The 21186-nt window shown below is 59.9% G+C and carries 14 protein-coding genes and 1 pseudogene; 7 read left to right on the top strand and 8 right to left on the bottom strand.

The genetic code is table 11. The features are described from left to right. Positions 1-78: 78 nt before the first annotated feature. Positions 79-1524 (top strand): ParB/RepB/Spo0J family partition protein, encoded by a 1446-nt coding sequence (locus C1A35_RS24640; RefSeq protein WP_199773011.1) that lies wholly within the window; start codon positions 79-81, stop codon positions 1522-1524. A 201-nt stretch (positions 1525-1725) separates the two neighbouring features. On the opposite strand, the gene C1A35_RS24635 is transcribed toward C1A35_RS24640, so the two are convergent. Then, positions 1726-2715 (bottom strand): hypothetical protein, encoded by a 990-nt coding sequence (locus C1A35_RS24635; protein ID WP_104666890.1) that lies wholly within the window; start codon positions 2713-2715, stop codon positions 1726-1728. 116 nt (positions 2716-2831) lie between these two features. On the opposite strand from C1A35_RS24635, the gene C1A35_RS24630 reads away from it, so the two are divergent. From C1A35_RS24630 to C1A35_RS24620, 3 genes are all read left to right on the top strand, one after another. Beyond that, positions 2832-3797, top strand: coding sequence for a DUF4238 domain-containing protein (locus C1A35_RS24630; RefSeq protein WP_104666889.1), 966 nt, complete (start codon positions 2832-2834; stop codon positions 3795-3797). Positions 3798-3912: 115 nt separating this feature from the next. Then, positions 3913-6909 carry a TrlF family AAA-like ATPase gene (locus C1A35_RS24625; protein ID WP_104666888.1) on the top strand — a complete coding sequence of 999 codons (2997 nt, stop codon included), beginning with the start codon at positions 3913-3915 and terminating at the stop codon, positions 6907-6909. A 40-nt stretch (positions 6910-6949) separates the two neighbouring features. Continuing rightward, on the top strand, positions 6950-7933 hold the full coding sequence (locus tag C1A35_RS24620; protein ID WP_158665148.1) for a hypothetical protein: 984 nt from the start codon (positions 6950-6952) through the stop codon (positions 7931-7933). Positions 7934-7991: 58 nt separating this feature from the next. Here C1A35_RS24620 and C1A35_RS24615 read toward each other — a convergent pair whose 3' ends face one another. Together C1A35_RS24615 and C1A35_RS24605 are read right to left on the bottom strand one after the other, a co-directional pair. Further along, complete coding sequence (locus C1A35_RS24615) at positions 7992-10205, bottom strand: KAP family P-loop NTPase fold protein (RefSeq protein ID WP_234822981.1); 2214 nt, start codon at positions 10203-10205, stop codon at positions 7992-7994. Between the two features lie 431 nt (positions 10206-10636). Then, positions 10637-10817 (bottom strand): annotated as a pseudogene (locus C1A35_RS24605) (IS6 family transposase); the annotation flags it as partial. 138 nt (positions 10818-10955) lie between these two features. Between C1A35_RS24605 and C1A35_RS24600 the strand changes: the two are divergent. Genes C1A35_RS24600 through C1A35_RS24590 form a run of 3 tightly spaced genes read left to right on the top strand, consistent with a single transcriptional unit; the run spans position 10956 to position 14825 of the window. Beyond that, a complete protein-coding gene (locus C1A35_RS24600) occupies positions 10956-11825 on the top strand; it encodes a MurR/RpiR family transcriptional regulator (protein WP_104666885.1) in 870 nt (289 codons plus the stop codon). 40 nt (positions 11826-11865) lie between these two features. Continuing rightward, positions 11866-13437: an ABC transporter substrate-binding protein gene (locus C1A35_RS24595; protein ID WP_104666884.1), complete on the top strand. Its 1572-nt coding sequence runs from the start codon at positions 11866-11868 to the stop codon at positions 13435-13437. 17 nt (positions 13438-13454) lie between these two features. Then, positions 13455-14825 carry a serine hydrolase domain-containing protein gene (locus C1A35_RS24590; RefSeq protein WP_104666883.1) on the top strand — a complete coding sequence of 457 codons (1371 nt, stop codon included), beginning with the start codon at positions 13455-13457 and terminating at the stop codon, positions 14823-14825. Between the two features lie 121 nt (positions 14826-14946). Here C1A35_RS24590 and C1A35_RS24585 read toward each other — a convergent pair whose 3' ends face one another. From C1A35_RS24585 to C1A35_RS24565, 5 genes are all read right to left on the bottom strand, one after another. After that, positions 14947-16206 carry an NAD(P)/FAD-dependent oxidoreductase gene (locus C1A35_RS24585; RefSeq protein ID WP_104666882.1) on the bottom strand — a complete coding sequence of 420 codons (1260 nt, stop codon included), beginning with the start codon at positions 16204-16206 and terminating at the stop codon, positions 14947-14949. 5 nt (positions 16207-16211) lie between these two features. Then, entirely contained in the window at positions 16212-17702 is a 1491-nt protein-coding gene (locus tag C1A35_RS24580) for a M81 family metallopeptidase (protein WP_104666881.1), read from the bottom strand. Between the two features lie 154 nt (positions 17703-17856). Next, positions 17857-19218, bottom strand: coding sequence for a serine hydrolase domain-containing protein (locus tag C1A35_RS24575; RefSeq protein WP_104666880.1), 1362 nt, complete (start codon positions 19216-19218; stop codon positions 17857-17859). Between the two features lie 39 nt (positions 19219-19257). Continuing rightward, positions 19258-20235, bottom strand: a complete 978-nt coding sequence (locus C1A35_RS24570) for an ABC transporter ATP-binding protein (protein ID WP_104666879.1) — start codon at positions 20233-20235, stop codon at positions 19258-19260. Next, on the bottom strand, positions 20232-21185 hold the full coding sequence (locus C1A35_RS24565) for an ABC transporter ATP-binding protein (protein WP_104666878.1): 954 nt from the start codon (positions 21183-21185) through the stop codon (positions 20232-20234). The genes C1A35_RS24570 and C1A35_RS24565 overlap by 4 nt, the downstream gene beginning before the upstream one ends. Position 21186 lies beyond the last annotated feature (1 nt).

The raw sequence follows: 21186 nt of genomic DNA, 5'->3' as shown, positions 1-21186 counted from the left end.
GAAACACCGGTCAGAGCTGAAAAGCCCCCACGATCAGTATCTTCCAGCTAAAAGGACACTTGACGCATAACCTAAGACATGCATGTCGTTGATGAAATCCTTTCCTACCGCCAGTTGGCCGAAAGCGGCATGGCCCCCGAAACCATCGCCGCCCGCTTCGGCCAGTCGGTCATCACCGTGCGCCAGCGGCTCAAGCTCGCCCATCTGTCGCCCAAGCTGCTCGACGTGATGCGGGGGGACGGCCTGACCATCGAGCAGGCCCGTGCGTTAGCCTTGAGCGACAGCCACGAAGAGCAGGAGGGGGTCTGGTTCGGGTTACCGGATTGGAACCGCGAGCCGCGCAGCATCCGCGCGATGTTGACCCACGAGCATGTTCGCAGCTCCGACCGGCTGGCGCGGTTTGTGGGGCTGGACGCCTATGAAGCTGCAGGTGGTGCTGTCCTGCGTGACCTGTTTGCTGAGGATAGCGGAACGTTCCTGACCGACCGCGCCCTGCTCACGCAGCTTGCGACGGATGCCTTGGAGCAGGCGGCGGTGCCGCTGAGGGCGGAAGGCTGGAAGTGGGTGGAAACCGCCCTCGATACGTCCGCCATGTTCAACAGTGGTCACGGGCGGATTTATCCGCAGGAGCGGTCGCAAACCGAAGACGGGGAGGCCGGACCGTCCGCCCTTGCCTACGACCCGCAGGAAATGGCGCTGGCCGGATGTATTGTGGCTATTGACCACGGTGGTGCCCTTCACATCGCCCGAGGTTATGTGAAAGCCGAGGACAGGGACGCGCTGGAGCAGTCGCGACGCGGGGAAGCCGCCGAAGGGCCGGACGACGGGGAAGGGGAGGAGGTGGTTGCCGCTGCCGCACCGGACGCCGCGTATTCCGCCGCGCTGGTGGAGGAACTGACCGCCATCCGTACGGCGGCCATGCGGGTGGAACTTGCCAACCGTCCGGCCGTCGCCCTTGCCGCGTTGCTGTATCCGCTGGTGTCCCGCATCTTCCATGATGCCTACCTGTCCTTCGGCACGGCCTATGCGGTGGAGGTCAGCGGCCAGCGCCGCGACCTTGCCGGTTCCATCAAGGAAAGCGGCGAGGTCCGTGCCTTGGCGGCGTGGGAGGCGATGAAGGAGGCGTGGGGCGAGCAACTTCCCGGCGCGTCCGCCGACCTGTGGGCGTGGCTGCTTGAGCAGCCGATGGACCGGCTGGTGGATTTGCTGGCCTTCGTCACCGCCGCCAATCTCAACGGGGTGAAGACCAAACACGACCACAGCGGAAGCCGCCTCGCGAATATCGAGCAGATTGCCATGGCGGTGGGCCTCGACATGCACCAGCATTGGGAACCGCAAGCGGTCTTCCTGTCCCGCTTGTCAAAGGTGCAGATTGCCGAGGTGCTGTGCGAGGCCGGTTGCACGCCTCAGGTCGTACGGGCCGTCGAAATGGCCCCGAAAGCCGAGGCGGTGGCCGAAGCGGAAAAGCTGCTTGAAGGCACCGGCTGGCTCCCAACCTTGTTGCAGGCCGCCGCCGCCGCATGAATTGGTACCGCCAAACCGATGCCGAAGGCCCGAACGTTAAGTTCGGGCCTTTCTCGTTTCACAGGGATGGTGGCGGATACCTGTCACAGACGGGGTCGACCCATCCGTGTCAGGGCGAGGGGAGCCCCAAAGCCCCTCCTCTCGCGCTCTCCTCCCACCCGCAGACAGCTTTGAGGGATCGGCGAGGAGGATGCTGCTCGGCTAGCACCTTGCTATGAGCTGCTGGCCAAGTTTTTCGATGAGATCTGCAAACTCAAGAACCGCATCGGGGCGGATTATCAGTCGCTGCCCGACGGCATAAGACGCATCTCCGCTGCGGGTAATGTAGTCAGCATCAACGATCCCTTGCTGATGTGCGAGCAGATGGCGCTGCTGGAAATAGGTCGTAAGCTTCTGCAGCGTTCCGGTATCGATAAGTTGGTCGTAACTGGCGCCGATCGTCTGAGCCCAGAGTTCGGAGCCCGCTTCCAGGTTCTGGAAAGCATTGCGCCGCGCCTTCGGGCCGGATTTGCTCTCGTAGAGCTGCTCACATAAGCGCTGGAATGACATGACCGTGTCCTGCATCGCCTTTTCCAGCAGGGTTCGTGTGATGACTTCCGCTTCGTCGGGACCGAGGTTGGTGCGTAGGGCATCTCCTAGCGTCGCGGCTGTCCGAATGGTGGCAAGGGTCTGGGCAAACGTGTGGCTAGCCGAGTTCTTGCCGCAGCTTGGGCAAAAGAAGGCCGCTCCAATGTAGGAGTACCGGCATTGGCAGGATTCGCACGTCGTTCGCAGCCGCATCGGATCGGCCGCTGCAACCGGAAGCAGGACGACATCGTGGCCGCCCTTAACTTCAAGGGTGATGCTCAAGAACGAATTGCGGCGCTGGCGGCGCTTTGACTCGGCTGCGTCGGCGCGCATTGCCTTGTTGATACCGGCCTTGACCGAATTAAGCGCGTACTCCCGCCCTTCTTCGATCTGCTTTCGCGTGTACCAGCTTGTGGCCGGCGCTACGTGGCGGCAGGAAGGGCAAAACACTTCCTCATCGCGAACGATGTTTTTCCAGTCCTCCGCGTGGATTTTGAACTGGAACAGGCATTTCTCGTCGGGGCATTCCTTGTCGTAGAAACCGTCAGCATCCATTTCGAGCGGGACGGAGATGGTGTGTGTGCTGGCCAAGCGACTCAATTCGCGCTGAAGATTCTTGAACATCGGGCGACTCCTGTGATGGGGAGTACATAGCATGAACAAAATTATCCTGCTACTAGGGGACGTGAGCCTTCATGTATGCAATTACTTCCCGAAAGAAGGTGTTAGAGTAACGTTCGATGGCCCTGGATCATTACGTTTCGCAAGTTCATTTGAAGAATTTCTATGCCCCCGAATTGGGGGAGCGAATGTATGCGATACGCAAGGCGGGCCTCAAAACCTACCAGTGCGATTCCTACAGCCAGTGTCGTATTGAGGATGGCAGCACCAATCCTTATCTTCAGGAACCCCGCATTATTGAGGAATTCCTGAGAGACGTAGAGCCGCGTTACAATGCGGCCCTTGAAAAGCTGCGGGCAGGGCAGCTTGATGCTGCTTCCATTTTCGCGATCGCGGGATTTGCAGCCTACGTGGAAAGTTGCTCTCCCGCTGGCATGCGAATCCACAGTCTCCCTTTGCGAAAAACGTTGGAGGTGACGGCAGAATTGCTCGAAATGGATGGCCACCTTCCGCCGCCTCCACCGGAGCTTGGTGGAGGATCGTTAAGCGAGTTGCTGAATTCCGGGCGTGTTCAGTTTGCGATCGACCCGAAATACCCGCAGTCCATCGGTATCCAGACCATTATCAAACGCCTGTCGCTCTGGGGAAACTCTTGGTGGGACATTCTCATCAACAATGACGAGAACAGGCCTTTCTTCACCAGCGATTACCCGGTGGCAATTGAGCCGGGCGAGCGGCCGGGCACGGTTAATCGTCTTGTGCCACTAGCTCCGAACCTGGCTATACGGATCAGGCCGGATCTCGATGAGCGCGGAATTGTGGATTTGGAGTTCCGAAACCTACGCATCCGGCGGGTCAGGGCCACAAAGCAGCAGATATCTGCGGTCAATACGGCGATCGTGCAGGGCGCTGAAACCACTGTCTATTATTCCTCAGCTCGTCCTTGGATCCCCAGCTTCGTTGAGAAATATGCCGATTTTCACATTGAGCCCAAGACGATGAAGGTACCTTTTGTGAATGGCTATATGTTGATGTCGACAATGGCTGCCGGTCGGAAGCCCCTCACTCCTGCACCCGTCGCGTAAGTGCAGTTAGAGCATGCATATCTAGTATGCATATAGACCCAGAGTAGTTGCCTTCATCGTTGAGGCGACTGTAATATCCCCAACAGCAACTTACAGGGCGAAACGGGGGTCATTGATGGGGGGAAAAGTTGGATCGGTTTGGCGTCGCTGGGATCTGCACATCCATACCCCATTCACGAAACTTTCGAATGCCTTTGAAGGCGATAGTGATGACGCGGTTTGGGATACATACATCGATGCGTTGGAGTCGGCATCTCCTCAAGCTTATGGAATAACAGACTATTTTAGCTGCGATGCGCTTTTCACGCTGATCGACAGGTATAAAGCCAAGTACCCGGATTCTTCCAAAGCCTTGTTCGTGAACATCGAGTTTCGGCTGTCGGATTCCATTGACGCCAAGAATAGCAACCCCAATCTGCATGTGATTTTTGACAATGATGAGAGCCAATGTTCTCGCAGCAAGATTCAACGTTTTCTTGCGACCTTAAAAACCAAAGGCGACGACGATTCTGGTGCGCGTATTCCTTGCTCCGACCTCAGTACAACAAAGGATTACGCATCTGCGTCGGTATCATTTGATGATGTGAAAGCCGCCCTGGAAGACACTTTTGGCGGTGCCAAGCCCTATCTGTTGGCTTTTCCTGCCAAGAATGACGGTATCCGCACGACCGATCCCAAATCGCAAAGGAAGGTGCTGATTTCGGATAAGCTGGATCGCAATTGCGATCTGTTTTTCGGCGATGCGAACAGCCGGGAGTATTTTCTAGGCTCCGGGCGGTACGACAGTGGCGAGTCCCTACCGAAACCTGCTGTATCAGGAAGCGACGCGCACTCGTTTTCAGACCTCGAGCGTCTCGATGGGAATGCTGCCGGATACCCGCCTACCTGGATCAAGGCCGATCTCACATTTCGGGGATTGCAACAAATCTGCTTTGAACCGGAATCTCGCGTTTTCATCGGTGCCGAGCCGCCGGTTGAACAGAGAAAAGCCCAGCAGCCGACGAAGATGCTGAACAGTCTAAAGATCAACCATGTCCCAGAATACGATGGCTCGCGCGGTGTCTGGTTCAAGGGGGTCGATATTCCGTTAAACCCGGAACTCACCGCAATTATCGGTAACAAGGGTAGCGGCAAGAGTGCTCTTGTCGACGTTGTCGGTCTACTCGGGGACAGCCGGCTGGAAGCCTATTTCTCGTTTCTGTCGGATTCGCCGGATAACAAGAAGTTCCGCCAGCGGGGTTATGCCGAGAATTTCCAGGCCGAGGTTTCGTGGCAGAGCAAAACATCGGTTGCGAAACGGCTTAGCGAGTCCGTTGATCGCACCAAGCCGGAAGCCGTTCGCTACCTCCCGCAGAACTATTTTGAGCAGTTGACCAACGAAATTCAGATCGATGAATTTCGGCGTGAGATCGAGGATGTCGTTTTTTCCCATGTGGAGGAGACCGAGCGTCTGGGTACCGGGTCCTTCAAGGACCTTCAGGACCTGAAAACGCAACAGAGCCGGAATGAAACGAGCGCGCTCAAAGTACGACTTCGCCAGCTCAACATAGAGCTTCTGGAGCTTGAGGAGCGCGCAAACCCACAATTCCGGAAGACCCTTGCCGCCGAACTCGATGCCAAGAGAGAGGAACTGAGGGCGCTTGATGCCGCCAAGCCTGCCGAAGTCACTGCACCCGATTCTCAGTCCGAAGAACAACGGAAGCTATCGGAGCGCCTTCAGGAGCTTGGCAGTCAGTTGGAGGAGCTTCGCAAAGCAGAGCAGGCGGCGGTTGATACGATCGGCCAAATGAAGAACCGTCAGCAGCGGTTGCTTTCCTTGAAGGATTCCATTGAAAGCCTGAACAGCAGGGTACAGGAAGGGAAAGACGCCCTCCGTCCGACAGCCTTAGAGTTTGAGCTGGACATTGATAAAATCGTTAGGATGCAGGTCGATCTTACCGACGTTGAGACACAACGGTCGTCTGTTGGGGATCGCATCTCTACCCTTGAGAAAGACAATTCGCTTTCGTTCGAACCCGGTCACGATTTCCGGGCGCTCGCCAGCCTTCCCGATATCCGTGGCGCGATAACCTTCCACATGACGACAATTGACTCTCTCAAGGAGCAATTGGGTACCCCGCAGAGGAAGTATCAGACGTACCTAGACAAGCTGGCCCAATGGAACACGCAACGGGCGGGCCTCCTAGGTAATGAAACGGATCCACAGACAGGTACCATCCGGGCACTGGAAATGCAGATCGCCTTCATCGATACGGATTTGGCCGCCCAAATCAGTGAGAAGCGCGTCACGCGTTCTGGCCTCGCGCGCCAGATATTTGAAAGCAAACAAAAAGTCTTGAAATTCTACGCCGACATCAAGGCCAGCGTTGATCAGAGACTCAAGGTGGTGAGGACCGATAACTTTTCGGTCGAAATCACGGCCTCTTTTGTACTTGAGCGTGATTTTTCCGAAAGTTTCCTGAACCTCATCAAGAAAAATCGTCGAGGACCTTTCCATGGCGCAAATGATCCAGAGCGCACATTGAAGGGGCTGGTCAGCGAGGTTGACTGGGACAGCTTTGATTCCGTCGAAGGGTTTATCGGAACAGTCCTTACCCGAATGACGGCGGAGGAGGGGGGCGCATCCCTGCGCCTTGAAGACCAGGTTGTGCATGTCAAAGAGTTCTACGATTTCCTGTACTCATTGGAGTATTTCGCGGCGTCGTATGAACTCCGGCTTGGCGGTAAAAACCTGAACGAGCTTTCGCCAGGCGAAAAGGGCTTGCTCCTTCTTGTCTTCTATTTGCAGCTCGATAAGGACAACATCCCTCTTGTTATCGATCAGCCAGAAGACAACCTCGATAACGAGAGCATTTTCGCGATTTTGGCGAACTGCATTCGGGAAGCCAAGAAGCATAGGCAGGTCATTTTGGTTACCCATAACCCAAATCTTGCTGTGGGCGCTGACGCAGAGCAGATCGTCTACGTCAAGCTCGATAAGGCTGATAGTTACCGATTCAGCTATGAAAGTGGTGCGATCGAGAATCCCCGTATCAACCAGCGGATCATCGACATTCTTGAAGGTTCGCAACCCGCGTTCGTTAAACGCCGTCTAAAGTATCATATCGCGTAAATGGCCCACCGTACCCTCGTTCCCCATCCTGTCGTTGCTGATGAAACAGATTGAATCTAGTGAGCTGGGCCATTTGTCGCACATCGACACGTCCGTGCTTGATGGCCGTAACGTGTTGTTGATGCCGGTATGGGATGGCCAATCGTGGAGCCAGTGGATCCCCACTGGCGACAAAAAATTGATGAAGATTAGCGTTGTTGATGTAGGTCACGCAGCCTATCTAGCTGAATTCCCAGCAGATCCCTCTGACGTCTTTTTCGGATTTATCGATTTTATCTGGCAAAGAGCAAGCTGGCCGCAGTTGGTGCCGCTGTTCAGCAGCATTTGTGATGACTTTCATTTGATGGCCACAAGTGTAGCCAAGCTTGAGCATTTACATGCGTCTCGCGAAAGTATCGATAGATTATTGATAAGCTCTTTTGTAAAGACAGAGCTTGAATACCTGATCACGGTTGCCCGTTCGGTGTTTGATCTTCTTCAAGAGGCTGTCGCCCGTTTCTGGAATGACAAAATTACATTGCTGGACGCCGAAATGGAGACAAAACGAAAAAGACATAAACTGCCTCCCACGTTTTCCAAGGTAGTGCTCAACGGTGATACGTCTCGTACCGCAAAAGAAATAGCTGATCGCTACGGGCTGCCGCCTGGCGTTGCCGAGATGTATGAGAAGCATGCCCCTTTTTTCAAAGCTTTGCGGGCTTCAAGGGACGGCATTATTCATGGAGGCACCACGATTGATACCATCTTTGCGACCGAGAAAGGCTTCTGTGTAGACCCGAAGTCGCGACATTACGGTGATTATCCGTGGAAAGAGGAGCACTATTACAATTCAGCCATCGTTTCGCTGTCTCCATGGGTAGCACGAACGGTTTTCCAGACTATGGAGGCTTGTTCCGACGTTATGTTCTCACTGGCTGAGGTTATTTCGTTCCCAGGAGAAATAGCGCCGGGTTATAAGGTGTATATGCGTGACCCTTCGAATAAGGCGCTTCTCCGGCTATTGGATGTTGCGAATGGTAGCTAATCTGGCCACCATCCCGTAGCAACTGAGCGCGGTTCGGCTACCGGTACAGTTGGATCCCTTAGAAGTCATCATCGCCGAATCGAATTGCAGTCTCGATTTCGGCGATTTTTTCAGCTTTTGTCGAAGTGGGGTTATCGGCCTTGATCTGGTTCAACCGCGCTTCGACATTGTCCCAATCAAGGAAAGGCTCGACGCTTCCTTTTCTTAGAGGACGGTAGATTTTATCGGACATCGTCCATCCACGCATATCCAATAGTAACTTAAGAAAAGTGTCGTCATTGGGAACTAACGTCTGGACCCAAGCTCGGGGTATTTCAATGCCTGCGAGGTCCCGCCAGCCATACAGAAGCCTGCTGAGATCAGGCAACTGGTCAAGAGTATGCGCTTCGGCGGACTGTGAAAGTCTCGTTCTTAGGACACCACGGTACTTTTCGAGTTCAGCCCCAGTGAGATGCCATGAGTTTTCGGGCTGAGGCCGATCACCCACAACTCCGTGATCGAAGAGCTCACTTCGGAAGAACGTTCCGACAAGCCAATTCAAGGCGTGGCCCTCACCGAATACCTGATCCAAGACCTCGGTTGCTTTGCTTTGGTCTTTTTGACGGAGGGCCTTAATGCTGTTTCCGAGCACGTTGACAGCTATGTCTGCCGCAGAACGGCGCCCGAATGGGATTTCGAGGTCCTTCGCAAGAAAGTCATCCATGACCTGCGCGATAGAAAGCGCCAGCCCCGACAATTGCGCGGTGTTGAGACCATTGAGAAGAGGGGGGCGCATCCGACCGAGGATATGATCGAACCAACTTTGCCCAAGCGGTCGCGGAGCGTCGAGGTAGTACCTCAATTTTTCGGCTAGAGCAGCCTGATCTGTCCCAGCTAGTTTAAGGAGTTCATTGAACTTGTCATCGGCCAAGACTGTTCTGGGTCCGCTCATCGCGAAATAGTATCGATAGTGGAGCGGGCTGCCCAAGCGTTTGCGCTCAATAAACTCGGCCGTTTCGTGTTCTGATACTTTTTGAAAGACCCGCTCCTGAGGATCTTCATCCTGCTGCAAGCCCGGTATGTATGTGCTGAGATTCCAAATGGAACGAGTTGAGCCGACAGAGTCGGATGGCATCAAGACGCCAAGGTCTGTCCCGATTTCCTTCGTCTCGTCTTCGTCCACATGTGCGTCGCCTGTAAAAATGACGGAGCGCAGAGACAAGTAATTTTCGAGCCAGCGATAAAGTGGCGGGTTCAGGATCTTAATCAAGCTTATACGGCAAAGATCAGGGAAATAAAGGTCGTCGGCCATGTTGCGGTATGCGAACTTGATGGCATTGAGGACAAGCTTGATTTCACGAGGCGTTCGCAAGCCGCTGCCTTCGCGGTCGATTGCGGACTTAAGATCTTCAGCCTCGTCTTTGCCAGGAACGGTACCGTTCACCTCCTGATAAACGGCCAGAGCCTTTTCTCGAAGTGATAGACGGAGGTCGAAGGGTTCAGGCAACGGTATATTGAAAGTCAGCTGGACAACCTTCTGCAGATACAGATCTCCATCCTTAACCTGCAATCCGCGTTCCAATGCGTGGGCCAGCACAGTGCGGTCATAGCACATCACGTAGGCCACTTTGGGAAAGTCGGCCACTGATCGAACCATGCGTATGACTTCGACCGCCTGATGGGGCTCTAAACGATCGAGGTCATCTATGAGGACTAGAAACCGTTGAGATTGTGCCGCAAGTTTCTGGGAAATCAGCCTTTTGACTTCAGCGTCTGTGGGATTACGCTTCAAACCTTCCAGATATTCAGCCCCAACACCAAGCCCTTCGCCGATCACGCTAGCCGGTGGATAGAAAACGCCTGCTACTTTGGCGATTGGGGCAAGCACGCGTCCGGTACGGGACCCATATTTGCGGAGTATTTCGCCGTACTCGCCCGTTTTCTTTTTACTCCGCGCCAAAAAACCTTCCTTCTGAGGTGGCGCGGTAGCTTCCAAAATATCTGCGATGGCGCTGGTCAACGATTCTACCAGACTGACGGTATCGCCTGTTAGCCATGGGGCGAGCGTAATGACATGGACGTTGGAGCGTTTAAGCTTCGGCAACTCCAGGCAAAGAAAGTTCAGCAGGCTTGTTTTTCCCGATCCCCAAGGGCCTTCAATCCCGATGACCATCCCATCGCTTTCCGCGGCGTCGGCCAACGAAGGGGCTAGCTTCCTCGCAATGTCAGCGAAGCCGAATTCGTCTGCTGACGCGGTATCGACGGCTCGGTCGGATTCGGCGGTGAGGGTCAAGGGAGAGGTGGTCATTCGCAGGTGAGTTTAGTTGGATCGGAAGGGAGTAAATGATTGAAGCGTATGGTTGCAGGCTCGTCAATTGGACTATTACGGTTTGCAGTGGAGCGGAAGAATAAGAAAAACGCGTCCTAACACAGATTTTAGCACAAAATTTTTTTGTATCGTGATTGTGAAATAAAAACAGATGGATGCAAGAGTAGCCGTCAGGCTCATAACCTGAAGGCCGCAGGTTCAAATCCTGCCCCCGCAACCAAATCAAAAAAAGCCCGCCGCGAGAAATCCGGCGGGCTTTTGACGTTCAAACAACAGGCGCGGCAGCCCATTGTCCTCGGGCCCGGTGTCCCAACTGGGGACGGCGCCGATCCAGCGACAGGATCGCATCTACCGAAGACACGACAATCGCCGCCATGGGGCGGCACGTTCCGCCGCTACAAAGAGGCGGTCAGACGTTTGCGATGCAGGCCGAAAAGGTTGGCAATCTGACCGTGGGCCGAGACGCATTGCCGAGGCGACTTGAAAGCGCATCATGCGCCGCTCTCGTCGTCATGCCGGCATATACGAATTCCAACTTCGATTGTTCAGTCCCTTATGTAAGCGATGCTCGACGCCCGGCGTCATTCTTCCACCCGGTGGGACGGATCGAACACGCCGACCCCGCACATCTTGCACACACCTGGTAGATATAAAACTATCACTGTTGATCTATTGTCAGAAAACTGTCATATCCTCTTCCATGGGGAGGAAGACATGACCGGGACCGTTCGCCAGCGATTGACCGACAACCTGCAGAAGGGCTCGAGCGCCAATCGCGCGATCGCGACCTATATGCTGGCCAATCTCAGCGAACTGCCGTTCGAGACCGCCATGACAGTTGCAGAGAAGGTCGGGGTGAGCGAGCTGACGGTCGGTCGGTTCTGCCGCGCGCTCGGCTACCAGCACTTCAAGGACCTCAAGGCCGATCTCAAGACCGACATCGCCGACACGCCATGGCTGGTGGGCGACCGGCTGCGCGCTTTCCAGGCGGCGAGCAAGAGGGGCGGCGGCGATCTGGCCAGGAGCCTGGAGCTCGAGATGGCGGCGCTGGTCAGGGTCTATGAGCTTGCCGGCTCGGAACAGATGAAGGCAGTGGTGGCACGCCTTGCCACGCGCGAGCGCATCTTCATCGTCGGGTTCCAGAGCGAGCGCGGCATCGCCGTGACCATGGCGCATCTCCTGCAGTATCTCCGCGACGGCGTTCATCTCGTCGATCATTCCTCCGGCAATTACTCCGACGTGCTGCTTGCCGCCCCTGCAAAGACAGCGCTCGTGATGTTCGACGCCAGGCGCTACTCGCGCCAGGCCGCGCTTCTGGCCCGGCGCGCGACGGATGCCGGCATCCCGGTCACGCTCGTCACCGACCAGTTCTGCGACTGGGCCCATGGCAGCGCCTCGGAGATCATCGCGCTGCCGTCGGAGATCAACCTGTTCTGGGACACCAACGGACCGATGCTCTCGCTCGTCCACCTCATGCTGAACGGCGTCATCGGCGAACTCGGGCCCGACGTCGAGGCGCGACTCGAGCGCATGTCAGAGCTCTATGGCGATTTCACCGGCCATGCCGGCAGGCCGGAGCGCTGACAGACCACATCCATCACGTGCAAATCAGGGAGGATTTGACATGCGCAGGCGTGACTTCATCATTTCGGTTTCGCTTCTCTCGCTCGTCGCGACAACGAGCCTGACCTTGCCGGCGAAAGCCACCGAGACGGAAGCCATCGTCGTCCTGGCGCGGCAGGAACAGGGAGCAGCTAGCTACGACCCGATCCGTGCCGTGACGCTGAATATGGCCAACGGCCTCATCTACGACCGCCTGATCGAGCAGGCGGCCGACCAGTCCTACCACCCCCATCTCGCAGAATCCTGGGAGGTCAGCCCGGACGGGCTGAGCTGGACGTTCAAGCTCCGCAAGGGCGTTACCTTCACCGATGGCGAACCGTTCAACGCGGCGACGATTGCCTGGTGGATCCCGAAATTCAAGGGCACCGAAAACGAGTACATGGTCGACGCTATCGACAAGGTCGGGACCATCGACGAGCACACGGTGCGCTTTGTGATGAAGCGGCCGGAGCCGAACCTGATCTTCAACCTTGCCATGATGAACATGGGCATCCCGAGCCCCAGAGCTTACGAGGCGGCAGGCGACGGTTATGGCGTGCTGGAGGCCGTCGGTACGGGCCCTTACAAACTCGAAAGCTTCGTGGTCGGCCAGGAGACGGTACTGGTCTCCAACGAGGACTACACCTGGGGCAGCCCGCTGACCGAGAACAGGAATGCGCCGCACATCAAGCGCCTGACCGTGCGCGAAATCCCCGACGCCTCCACCGCCTTCCTCGAACTGCGCACCGGCGGCGTCGATATGCTGCTCGACATGCCCACGGATTTCCTGCCGCAGATCAGGTCCGAGGCGGACATCGACACGCGCGATCTGCCCGGCTACGGCATCACATTCGTCGCCATCAACACCAGGGCCGCGCCGTTTACCGATGTCAAGGTGAGGCAGGCGGTGGCACTCGCCATCGACCAGAGCGCGATCCTCAAGAGCGTCTATGGCGGCGTCGGCAAGGAGGCTCACCAGCTCCTGGTCAGCTCCCTGCTGGAATCGAAAGTCGACCCGTCGGCGGAAATCCGCTGCGATCCCGCCCAGGCGGCAAAGCTGCTCGACGAAGCCGGCTGGACGACGGGCGACGATGGCATCCGCGGCAAGGACGGCAAGCCGCTCCGGGTCAAGCTGTGGGCCCGGGCCGACACAGAGTACCGGCGCACCGCCGAGATCATACAGGCGCAACTGAAGTCAGTGGGGATCGGCGTCGACATCACCGTCTTCGACGCCGGCACCTATCGCGACCAGTTCCGCAAGCCTGAGCGCGAGCTCGTCCTGCAACCCTATTCATGGACGAACGCAGACATCCTCGATTGGTTCTTCAGCGCCAAGCGGCTGGATTCATGGAACCTGTCGATGTGGGACGAGCCCAAGTCCGAAGAGCTGCACAACCTCGCCATGTACGGCTCCAAGACCTGGGACGAGCGCGTGGCGAACTTCCGCACGTACCATGCCCACCTGCTCGCGAACTTTGTCGCCGCACCGGTGCATGAGCCGGCGCAGACCATGGCCTTCAACAAGACACGGCTGATGACGCCGCTGCCGTTCCGGGCACCCTACTCGATCGTCGACATCAAACCCGCTCAGTAACAGCAAGGCCAGAAACCATGGACATGACTGAAAACGTCGGCATCGCGGCCAGGGTGGAGCATTGTCTCCGGGCCGAACTGGAGGCCAGCGCCATTCCCGGACTGGGTGTCGCCATCGTGCGGGATGGCGAGATCCTGCATCTCGGCGGCTATGGGCTCGCCAATGTCGAGCATGGCGTCCCGGCAACGCCCGACACTATTTTCCACTCGGGCTCGACGGGCAAGATGTTCACGGCAGCCGCCGTGCTCCTCCTGGTGCAGGACGGCCTCCTGCGCCTCGACGACCCTGTCGGGCGCTACCTGACCGAGGTGCCGCGCGAGTGGGCTGGCATGACGATCCGGCACCTGCTGTCGATGACGAGCGGCCTGGGCAACTTCGGCGAGGCCTTTGCCCCCACCCCAATCCAGGACGGCGTCGTGCCGGTCAATTTGTGGCAGGACCACAGCGACGCCCAGTTGCTGGCGCTTGCCAGCCTTTCGCCGCTCGCCTTCGGGCCAGGCGAAAGCTACCTCTACTCCAACATCAGCTACGTCGTGGCCTCGCTTGTGGTGGCCCGGATCGCGGGCAAGCCCTACTACGCCTTGCTGCGCGAGAGGCTGTTTGCGCCCGCGGGCATGGCGACCGCCCGTGACGCGAGCTGCCGCGACATCGTCCCCAACCGGGCGAGCGGCTACAGCCTTGTTGCGGGAGAACTGCGCAACAGCCACTGGACGGCGCCGACCATGCTGCGCACTGGCGACGGCGGGCTTTGCTTCTCGCCGCGAGACATTGCCCACTGGTTCATGGAGCTGGATCGTGGCCGGGTGTTCCGACCCGACATCATTGCCGAGATGTTCGAGCCGGCGCTGACGTCGGACGGATCCCCGGCCATCAACGGCTATGGGCTGGGCTGGCAGAACTCAGAGGTGCGAGGACAGCGCAAGATCAGGCATGGAGGCACCTGGGACGGGTTCCGGGCAGAGCTTGCCCGTTTTCCGGCGCAAAGGCTTTCGGTGGCGGTGCTCGCCAACATCGACTCCGCTCAGGTCGCGCGCATCGCCCACAGGGTCGCTGGCCTGGTCGATGCAACGATCGCACCCTACGAACCTGTCACCGACACCAGGCCTGGCCTGACAAGCCGCGACGCCGAGCTGATCCAGACTATCGCGACACGCTGCGCACCTTCTGAGGCGTTCAGCGAAGCCTGCTGGCAGCAATGGTCGGGCCGGCGCTTCGAGCAGGTTCTCAGCGAAAGCGAGTCCGATCTCGCAGCTGCGCCGATGGAGCTAGTCGAGGACGCTGGCGCCCGCCGGCGCTACCGCCTGGCGACCGGTCGCTACCACATGCACTGGACTGTCGTCCGCCAGGATGACGGCCGCATCGCCGGCATGCGTTTCCATATGGAATGAAGCGTCTTCGGAACCATGCGGATCATCAGGTCCGCGTGGTTCCGCGTAATCTATTGCCTGGCGGAGTCACCGCGAGCGCGACGCGCGCCGACGGACTGGGCGCGACGCGCGTCCGGGAGCATCATCCGAAGCGCGCCAGCGCATATGGAGTGGGATCGGTGAATGTCGGCTCGCCGGTCATCATTTCTGCCAGCAGCCGCCCGGTTACCGGCCCGAGGGTCAGGCCATGGTGGTTGTGGCCGAAGGCGAACCAGAGGCCTTTGTGCCGCGCGCCCGGGCCGATCACCGGGCGCATGTCAGGCAGGCATGGTCGCGACCCCATCCACGGCTGCGGCTCGATGCGCCGGCCGATCGGGAAGATCTGCCGCGCCATCGGCTCCGTCCTGTCGAGCTGGACCGGATTCGGCCTCCGGCCCCGCGAGGCGAACTCGACGCCGGTCGTCAGCCGCAGACCCTTGGCCATCGGGGCGAGCACGTAGCCACCCTCGACGTCGACGACGGGATGCGTCAGCGTGGCCGTCGCTTCGGTTTCGAAATGGATATGGTAGCCGCGCTTCATCGCCAGCGGCACCCTGTAGCCGAGCGAATTGGCGATAGTGTCCGACCACGGTCCCAGCGCGACCACCACCTCTGCCGCTTCGACAGGCCCGCCGTCGGTAAAGATACTCCAGCAGCGACTGCCCTGCTGCAGACTGTCGGCATCGCCGCGCAGGAACAGGCCGCCGCAATCGGCGAAGTGGCGGGCATAGCTCTTCACCAGAGCCCCGGGATCGGCCACGGTGGCCGGGTCGAGCCAATGGACAGCCCCCACCAGCGCATCGGTGAGATGCGGTTCGCGCTGCCGCAGCGCCGCCGGGTCGAGCAGCGCGTAGTTCAACCCGAAATGCTTGAGCGCGGCAGCATCCGCGCACGCGCGCTCAAATGCCCCTTCATTGCGATAGCCTTCGATCCAGCCGGTCTTGCGCAGTTGCGGCAGCACACCCGCGGCAGCCATCAACGCCTCGTGCTCAAGCACCGATTGCTCGATCAGCGGCCGCATGTCGGCTGCGGCGCGTGCCAGGCGTTTCGGCGCCGACTCGCGCCAGAACCGCCACAGCCAGGGTGCGATCCGCGGCAGCTGGAGCCAATCGAACTGGACGTCGGTCGACAGGTTGAGCCCGTAGCGAAGGAGCTTGGCGAGGTCGCGCGGCGCGCCATAGGGTACGACGCTCGAGCGCTCGATCAGCCCGGCATTGCCGTAGCTCGTTTCCTCCCCTGCACCGCGACGGTCGACAAGCACGACGGATCGGCCGCGCTGCTGCAGATGCAGCGCGACCGAGACGCCGATGATGCCGGCCCCAAGAACGATGACATCGGCCCGATGGATCTGTCGTGCGGTCATGGGCGTTAGAGCGCCATGTCGCGGTCGAGCGGGAAGATCGGGCGCGGCACGTTGCGGTACGGCATCCGGGCATAGTCCATCGTGCACAGGGCGCCGCTGTCGCAGACGATCACCTTGCCGGCAATCGGCTCGAAAGCGGCGCGGAAATGCTGCATCGACTTCAGCCCGACAACACGATGCCGCGCCGGATCGATGCCGAAAGCCCTGAACTGCTGGAGGTCCCGCATCTGCGACGGCTCGGTGACGACGAGCACCGCGATGCCGTCGATCTGCACCACCGCCGTCGGCCCGAAGCTGAACTCCAGCCCGCCCAGCTGCTCGCCGTTGCCGATGAGCTTGCCGTCGCTGATGACCAGCAGCTTGCCGGCCACTTCGAGCGGATCGCCGCCGAAGCGCGGATCGGTCTTGCCGCCAAGCCTGAGCTGGATGGTATCGCCGACGGTGGCGCGGTGGAGCTGGCTGGCCGCCTCCGGGTCGACGATCGGACCGAAGCAGGCATCGCGAATGCCCATGTCCAGCAGGGCTCCGAGCAATGCCGTCGCATCGCCATAACCGCCGGCGCCGGGATTGTCGGCATAGTCGGCAATGATCAGCGGACGATCGCCTCGGTAGTCGTGCGCAATCTCGGCAGCCTGCATCACCGTGTGGAACGTGTTCAGCACGTTGAAGCGGTTGTCCCAGATCTCGTCGGCGATCGTTTCGGCAAAAGCCTGGTGCCGCGCCGGATCTCCGTCGTAAGTGACCAACACGGTCGGGCCAACCTCGGCGATGTCGGCGTTCGGGAATGCACCGTTGATGCTGACGGCCAATGCGCCTGCCGTCTTCTCATGCTCGCGCGCCCTGGCGATCCAGCCGATCATCGGCCCGATGTCGGTGCGTCCGGCATTCGCCTCCTCCAGCATCGGCCGGCGAACCAGCAACGTTCTGGGGTGGATCTCGCCAGCCATCGTCTGCTGCAGCACCTCGCCGGCATGGCGGGCAATGTCGCGCATGTCGATGTGCGGATATGTCTTGAACGAAATCAGGATGTCGGCCAGCTCGCACATCCTGGCGGTGACGTTGGCGTGCGGATCGAGCGTGACGGCGATCGGCAGGTCCGGTCCGACGACAGCGCGCAGTTGTGCAAGCAGCTCGCCTTCACCATCGGGCGAAAAGTCGGTGACCATGGCGCCGTGCAGGCCGAGCAGGATGCCGTCTAGTTCGTTCTTCTGCTCCGCCGCCGCCTTGACGATAGCGCCCCCGATTCGGTCGAAAGCGTCGCGCGTCACCGGCCCGGCCGGCTCGGCCGCTGTGCTAAGGACATGCCGAATGCTCCAGTCATACTTACGCCCGATGTCGAGGAATCCGGCGATCTCGGTGTTGGCCTCGCCGCGGGCGCGGATGGCGTCGTCGCCGAACAGAACGCCTTCCACCGTGAAGGCATCATAGTCGGTCTTGCGCACGCTGAACGTGTTGGTCTCATGCGCGAATTCTGCGGTTAGAACACGAAAGCTCATGATACGTCTCCTGATGGTTCTCGGGGGGGGGCGGTCGGCCAGGTGTGGGTGATCGATGCCGCCGCGACTGCGGCGGGCCTGTCTGAATGGCTACTCTGCCCTTGGGCCGTGTCGCCGCCTCAGTGGACCTGCGGCAACACGAAGGTTGGCCGTGCTACTCCATGTGGAACCGCATCTCGCTGACACGGCCATCGCCGTCGCGTCTGATGCTCCAGTGCAGGAAGTAACCGCCGAGCTCGACGCGATAGCGCCTGCGATAGGCAGCGCCATCGCCTTCATGCTGGGTCAGCTCGAGCACTGCTGACGAGACGTGGACCTCCATGGCGGAAATCTGCTCGAACCAACCGTTGCTCCACATACGCCAGGCTTCGTCCGTGAACGCCTCGCGCGGCGCGCAATGAGCGACGATGGCTTGCAGAAGCTCGCGGTCCCGCGACGTCAACGCAACAGCTCCGTCCGCGATCGGCTCGTAGGGCGCCAGCGCCGGATCGACGATGCCCACGATCTTCTGGGCCATGCGAGCGACCTGTGCTTCTTCCATGTTGGCGAGCACGCAGACCGACAGCTTGCGCGAGGGAAAGCGCGCGATCTCGGCACGGAAGCCGTCCCAGGTCCCGCCATGGCGGATCTTGCGGTGGCCGCGCAGTTCGGAATTCTGCCAACCCAGCCCATAGCTGTTGAACGACGGCTGGCCGTTTCGCATCGTCGCCGGTGTCGACATCAGCTCGACAAGCCCGGCGTTCAGCACCTTCGGTGCGTCGAGCTCCAGCAGCCACTGAGCAATGTCGCGGGGTGAGAAGTAGAGCCCGCCGTCACCGGTGACCTGAAGCGACGGCGCCGCCCAGTAGCGGTTCTCGAGGCGACCGTCGCGAACGCGGTAGCCGGCCGCCCGGTTCGGCACGATGTCGTACCAGGCAGCGTCGCGCGCCGTCGCCATGCCGATCGGCTCGAACAGGCGCTCACGCAGCAACTCATAATACGGCGCGCCCGAAACGCGGGCGACGATGAATGCCGCAAGCATGTAACCGGTGTTGCTGTAGCGATAGCCTTCCCCCGGCCCATGCAGGAGCGGCGAACGGCGCGCCAGGTCGATCAGCTGTTCGTCGGTGTGGTTCTGCCACAGGTTGAGAACCACACCCTCCAGGTCTTCGTCCGGTGAGAAAGCCAGCTCGAAATTGCCGAGACCGGCCATCATCGACAGGAGATGGCGGATGGTGATGCCGGACCAGCTTTCCGGCCCCTCCGGGATGTGCGTCAGGATTTCGTCGTCGAGCCCGAGCCGACGGTCCTGCAGCAGGAAAAGCACCGATGTGGTGGTGAACATCTTGCCGGTCGAGCCGGAATGGAAAACCGTATCCGGCAGGACCGGCACGCCGTTCTCGACATCGGCGAGGCCGTAGCCGCCGAGATGGACGATCTCGCCGTCGCGGACGACAGCGACACCAAGCCCCGGAGCCTGGCTGGCGTTGATTTCCGCCTGCAGATAGCGATCGAGCTCTTCAATGTTGCAGGTCATGCTGATGTCCTCGGAGTTCTTGGCCGGCGGTCATGCGACCTACCTGCAAGCCGCTGGGAGAGCGGCGTCGATGAGTGGATTGTGGCAGGCCACCTGTTGCCCGTTCGGCAGGGTGGAAAGTGGCGCAAGCACGCCGCGGCAGAGATCGGACACGCGCGGGCACCGGTTGGCGAAGGCGCAGCCCGCCGGCAGGTCGTAGCCGCTCGGGACCTCGCCGGAGAGACGGGTGATGGTGCGGCGCTGGCGCGGATCTGGCTCGAAGCTGCTGTCGAGCAGTGCCCTGGTGTAAGGATGGGCAGGCTCGGCGTCGCTCGGCATGACCTCGACGACACGGCCGAGATACATGACCAGCACCTGGTCGCAGAAATAGCGCACCAATCCGAGATCGTGCGAGATGAACAGGTAGGTCAGCCCCAACTCATGCCGCAGTCTTTCCAAGAGCGAGACGATCTGCGCTTGCACCGACACGTCGAGCGAAGCCGTCGGCTCGTCCAGCACCACCAGCGACGGGTTGAGCGCCAGCGCACGAGCGATGCCGACGCGCTGCTTCTGGCCACCCGACAGCTGGTGTGGGTAGCTTCGCGCCAGCGACGTGTTCAGACCGACCATGTCGAGCAGCGACGCCACCTTTTCATCTGGCGACCCGAGCTTCACCCCTTGCACCTTGAACGGCTCGAGCAGCGCGTCCCTTACTGAGTAGCGCGGGTCGATCGCCGAATAGGGATCCTGAAAAACCAGTTGCATGCGCTGGCGCAAGCGCCGCAGCTCGCGTCGCGGGAGGCTGGCCATGTCGACACCGTCGAACGTCACCTGGCCTTCACTGGCATCGATCAGACGCAGCACCAGCCGCGCCAGTGTGGACTTGCCGCAGCCGGACTCGCCGACGATGCCGAGGATCTGTCCGCGCTTGAGGGTGAAGGAAACGTCGCTGACGGCGTGGAACACCTTGCGCTTGCGGAACAGCCCGCCGCCGGCGAAACGGCGGCTGAGGCCGGTGACCTTGAGAAGCTCGGTCATGCCGCCTCCGCCAGATGACAGGCAACGCCGTTGCCGCTCGGCCCGACAAGCAGTTCGGGGATGTCGACGCGGCAGCGGCTCTCGACGCGCGCACAGCGCGGATTGAACCGGCAGCCGGGTGGCTGGGTCATTCCCGTCGGCACCATGCCGGGAATGGCCGTCATCGTCCCCCGCGCCATGCCGTTGCGCGGGATGCAGCGGATGAGCGCCTGCGTATAGGGATGGCGCGGGTGTTCGAAGAGCGCATCGACCCGCGCCAGTTCGACGACACGCCCGCAATACATCACCGCCACCCGATCGCAGGCCTGGGCAACGACACCCATGTCGTGGGTGATCAGGATGAGGCCCAGCCCTCGCTGCCGCACAAGGTCGACAAGTATCTGCACGATCTGGGCCTGGACTGTGACGTCGAGAGCCGTCGTCGGCTCGTCGGCGATCAGAAGCTCGGGGTCGCCCGCCAGCGCCATGGCGATAACGATGCGCTGTTTCATTCCGCCGGAAAGCTGGTGCGGGAACAGGTCGTAGACCGAGGCCGGGTCCGGTATCCGGAGGTCGGCCATCAGATCCAGACTTCGGGCGCGCGCCGCACTTCTGCCGAGGCCGAGATGAAGTCGGGCTGCCTGGTCGATCTGCGGTCCGATCCGCATCATCGGATCGAGCGAGGTCATCGGGTTCTGCGTGATCAGCGCGATGCGCCCGCCGCGCAGGCGGCGCATCTGGCTCTCCGGCAGGTCGACGAGATCGGTGCCGTCGAAGCGGATGCTGCCTCCAGCGACCTGGCCGCCGATGCGCGGCAGCAGGCCCATGATCGCTGTTGCGGTCAGCGATTTGCCCGAACCGGACTCGCCGACGACCCCAAGTATCTCGCCGCGATCGACGCCGAGGGTGACCTGGTCGACCGGCGAGAAGGCGCCGAACCTGATGCGCAGCATGTCAACAGTGAGCAGCATC

This window comes from Ensifer adhaerens, assembly GCF_002940685.1.
Lineage (GTDB): Bacteria > Pseudomonadota > Alphaproteobacteria > Rhizobiales > Rhizobiaceae > Ensifer > Ensifer adhaerens_E.
The sequence above is the reverse complement of the archived record's forward strand: the minus strand, read 5'-3'. Positions and strand labels throughout refer to the sequence as shown.

Coding starts and splice junctions, on each gene's coding strand:
- C1A35_RS24640 (WP_199773011.1), top strand. CDS start 79: ATGCATGTCGTTGATGAAATCCTTTCCTACCGCCAGTTGGCCGAAAGC.
- C1A35_RS24635 (WP_104666890.1), bottom strand. CDS start 2,715: ATGTTCAAGAATCTTCAGCGCGAATTGAGTCGCTTGGCCAGCACACAC.
- C1A35_RS24630 (WP_104666889.1), top strand. CDS start 2,832: ATGGCCCTGGATCATTACGTTTCGCAAGTTCATTTGAAGAATTTCTAT.
- C1A35_RS24625 (WP_104666888.1), top strand. CDS start 3,913: ATGGGGGGAAAAGTTGGATCGGTTTGGCGTCGCTGGGATCTGCACATC.
- C1A35_RS24620 (WP_158665148.1), top strand. CDS start 6,950: ATGAAACAGATTGAATCTAGTGAGCTGGGCCATTTGTCGCACATCGAC.
- C1A35_RS24600 (WP_104666885.1), top strand. CDS start 10,956: ATGACCGGGACCGTTCGCCAGCGATTGACCGACAACCTGCAGAAGGGC.
- C1A35_RS24595 (WP_104666884.1), top strand. CDS start 11,866: ATGCGCAGGCGTGACTTCATCATTTCGGTTTCGCTTCTCTCGCTCGTC.
- C1A35_RS24590 (WP_104666883.1), top strand. CDS start 13,455: ATGGACATGACTGAAAACGTCGGCATCGCGGCCAGGGTGGAGCATTGT.
- C1A35_RS24585 (WP_104666882.1), bottom strand. CDS start 16,206: ATGACCGCACGACAGATCCATCGGGCCGATGTCATCGTTCTTGGGGCC.
- C1A35_RS24580 (WP_104666881.1), bottom strand. CDS start 17,702: ATGAGCTTTCGTGTTCTAACCGCAGAATTCGCGCATGAGACCAACACG.
- C1A35_RS24575 (WP_104666880.1), bottom strand. CDS start 19,218: ATGACCTGCAACATTGAAGAGCTCGATCGCTATCTGCAGGCGGAAATC.
- C1A35_RS24570 (WP_104666879.1), bottom strand. CDS start 20,235: ATGACCGAGCTTCTCAAGGTCACCGGCCTCAGCCGCCGTTTCGCCGGC.
- C1A35_RS24565 (WP_104666878.1), bottom strand. CDS start 21,185: ATGCTGCTCACTGTTGACATGCTGCGCATCAGGTTCGGCGCCTTCTCG.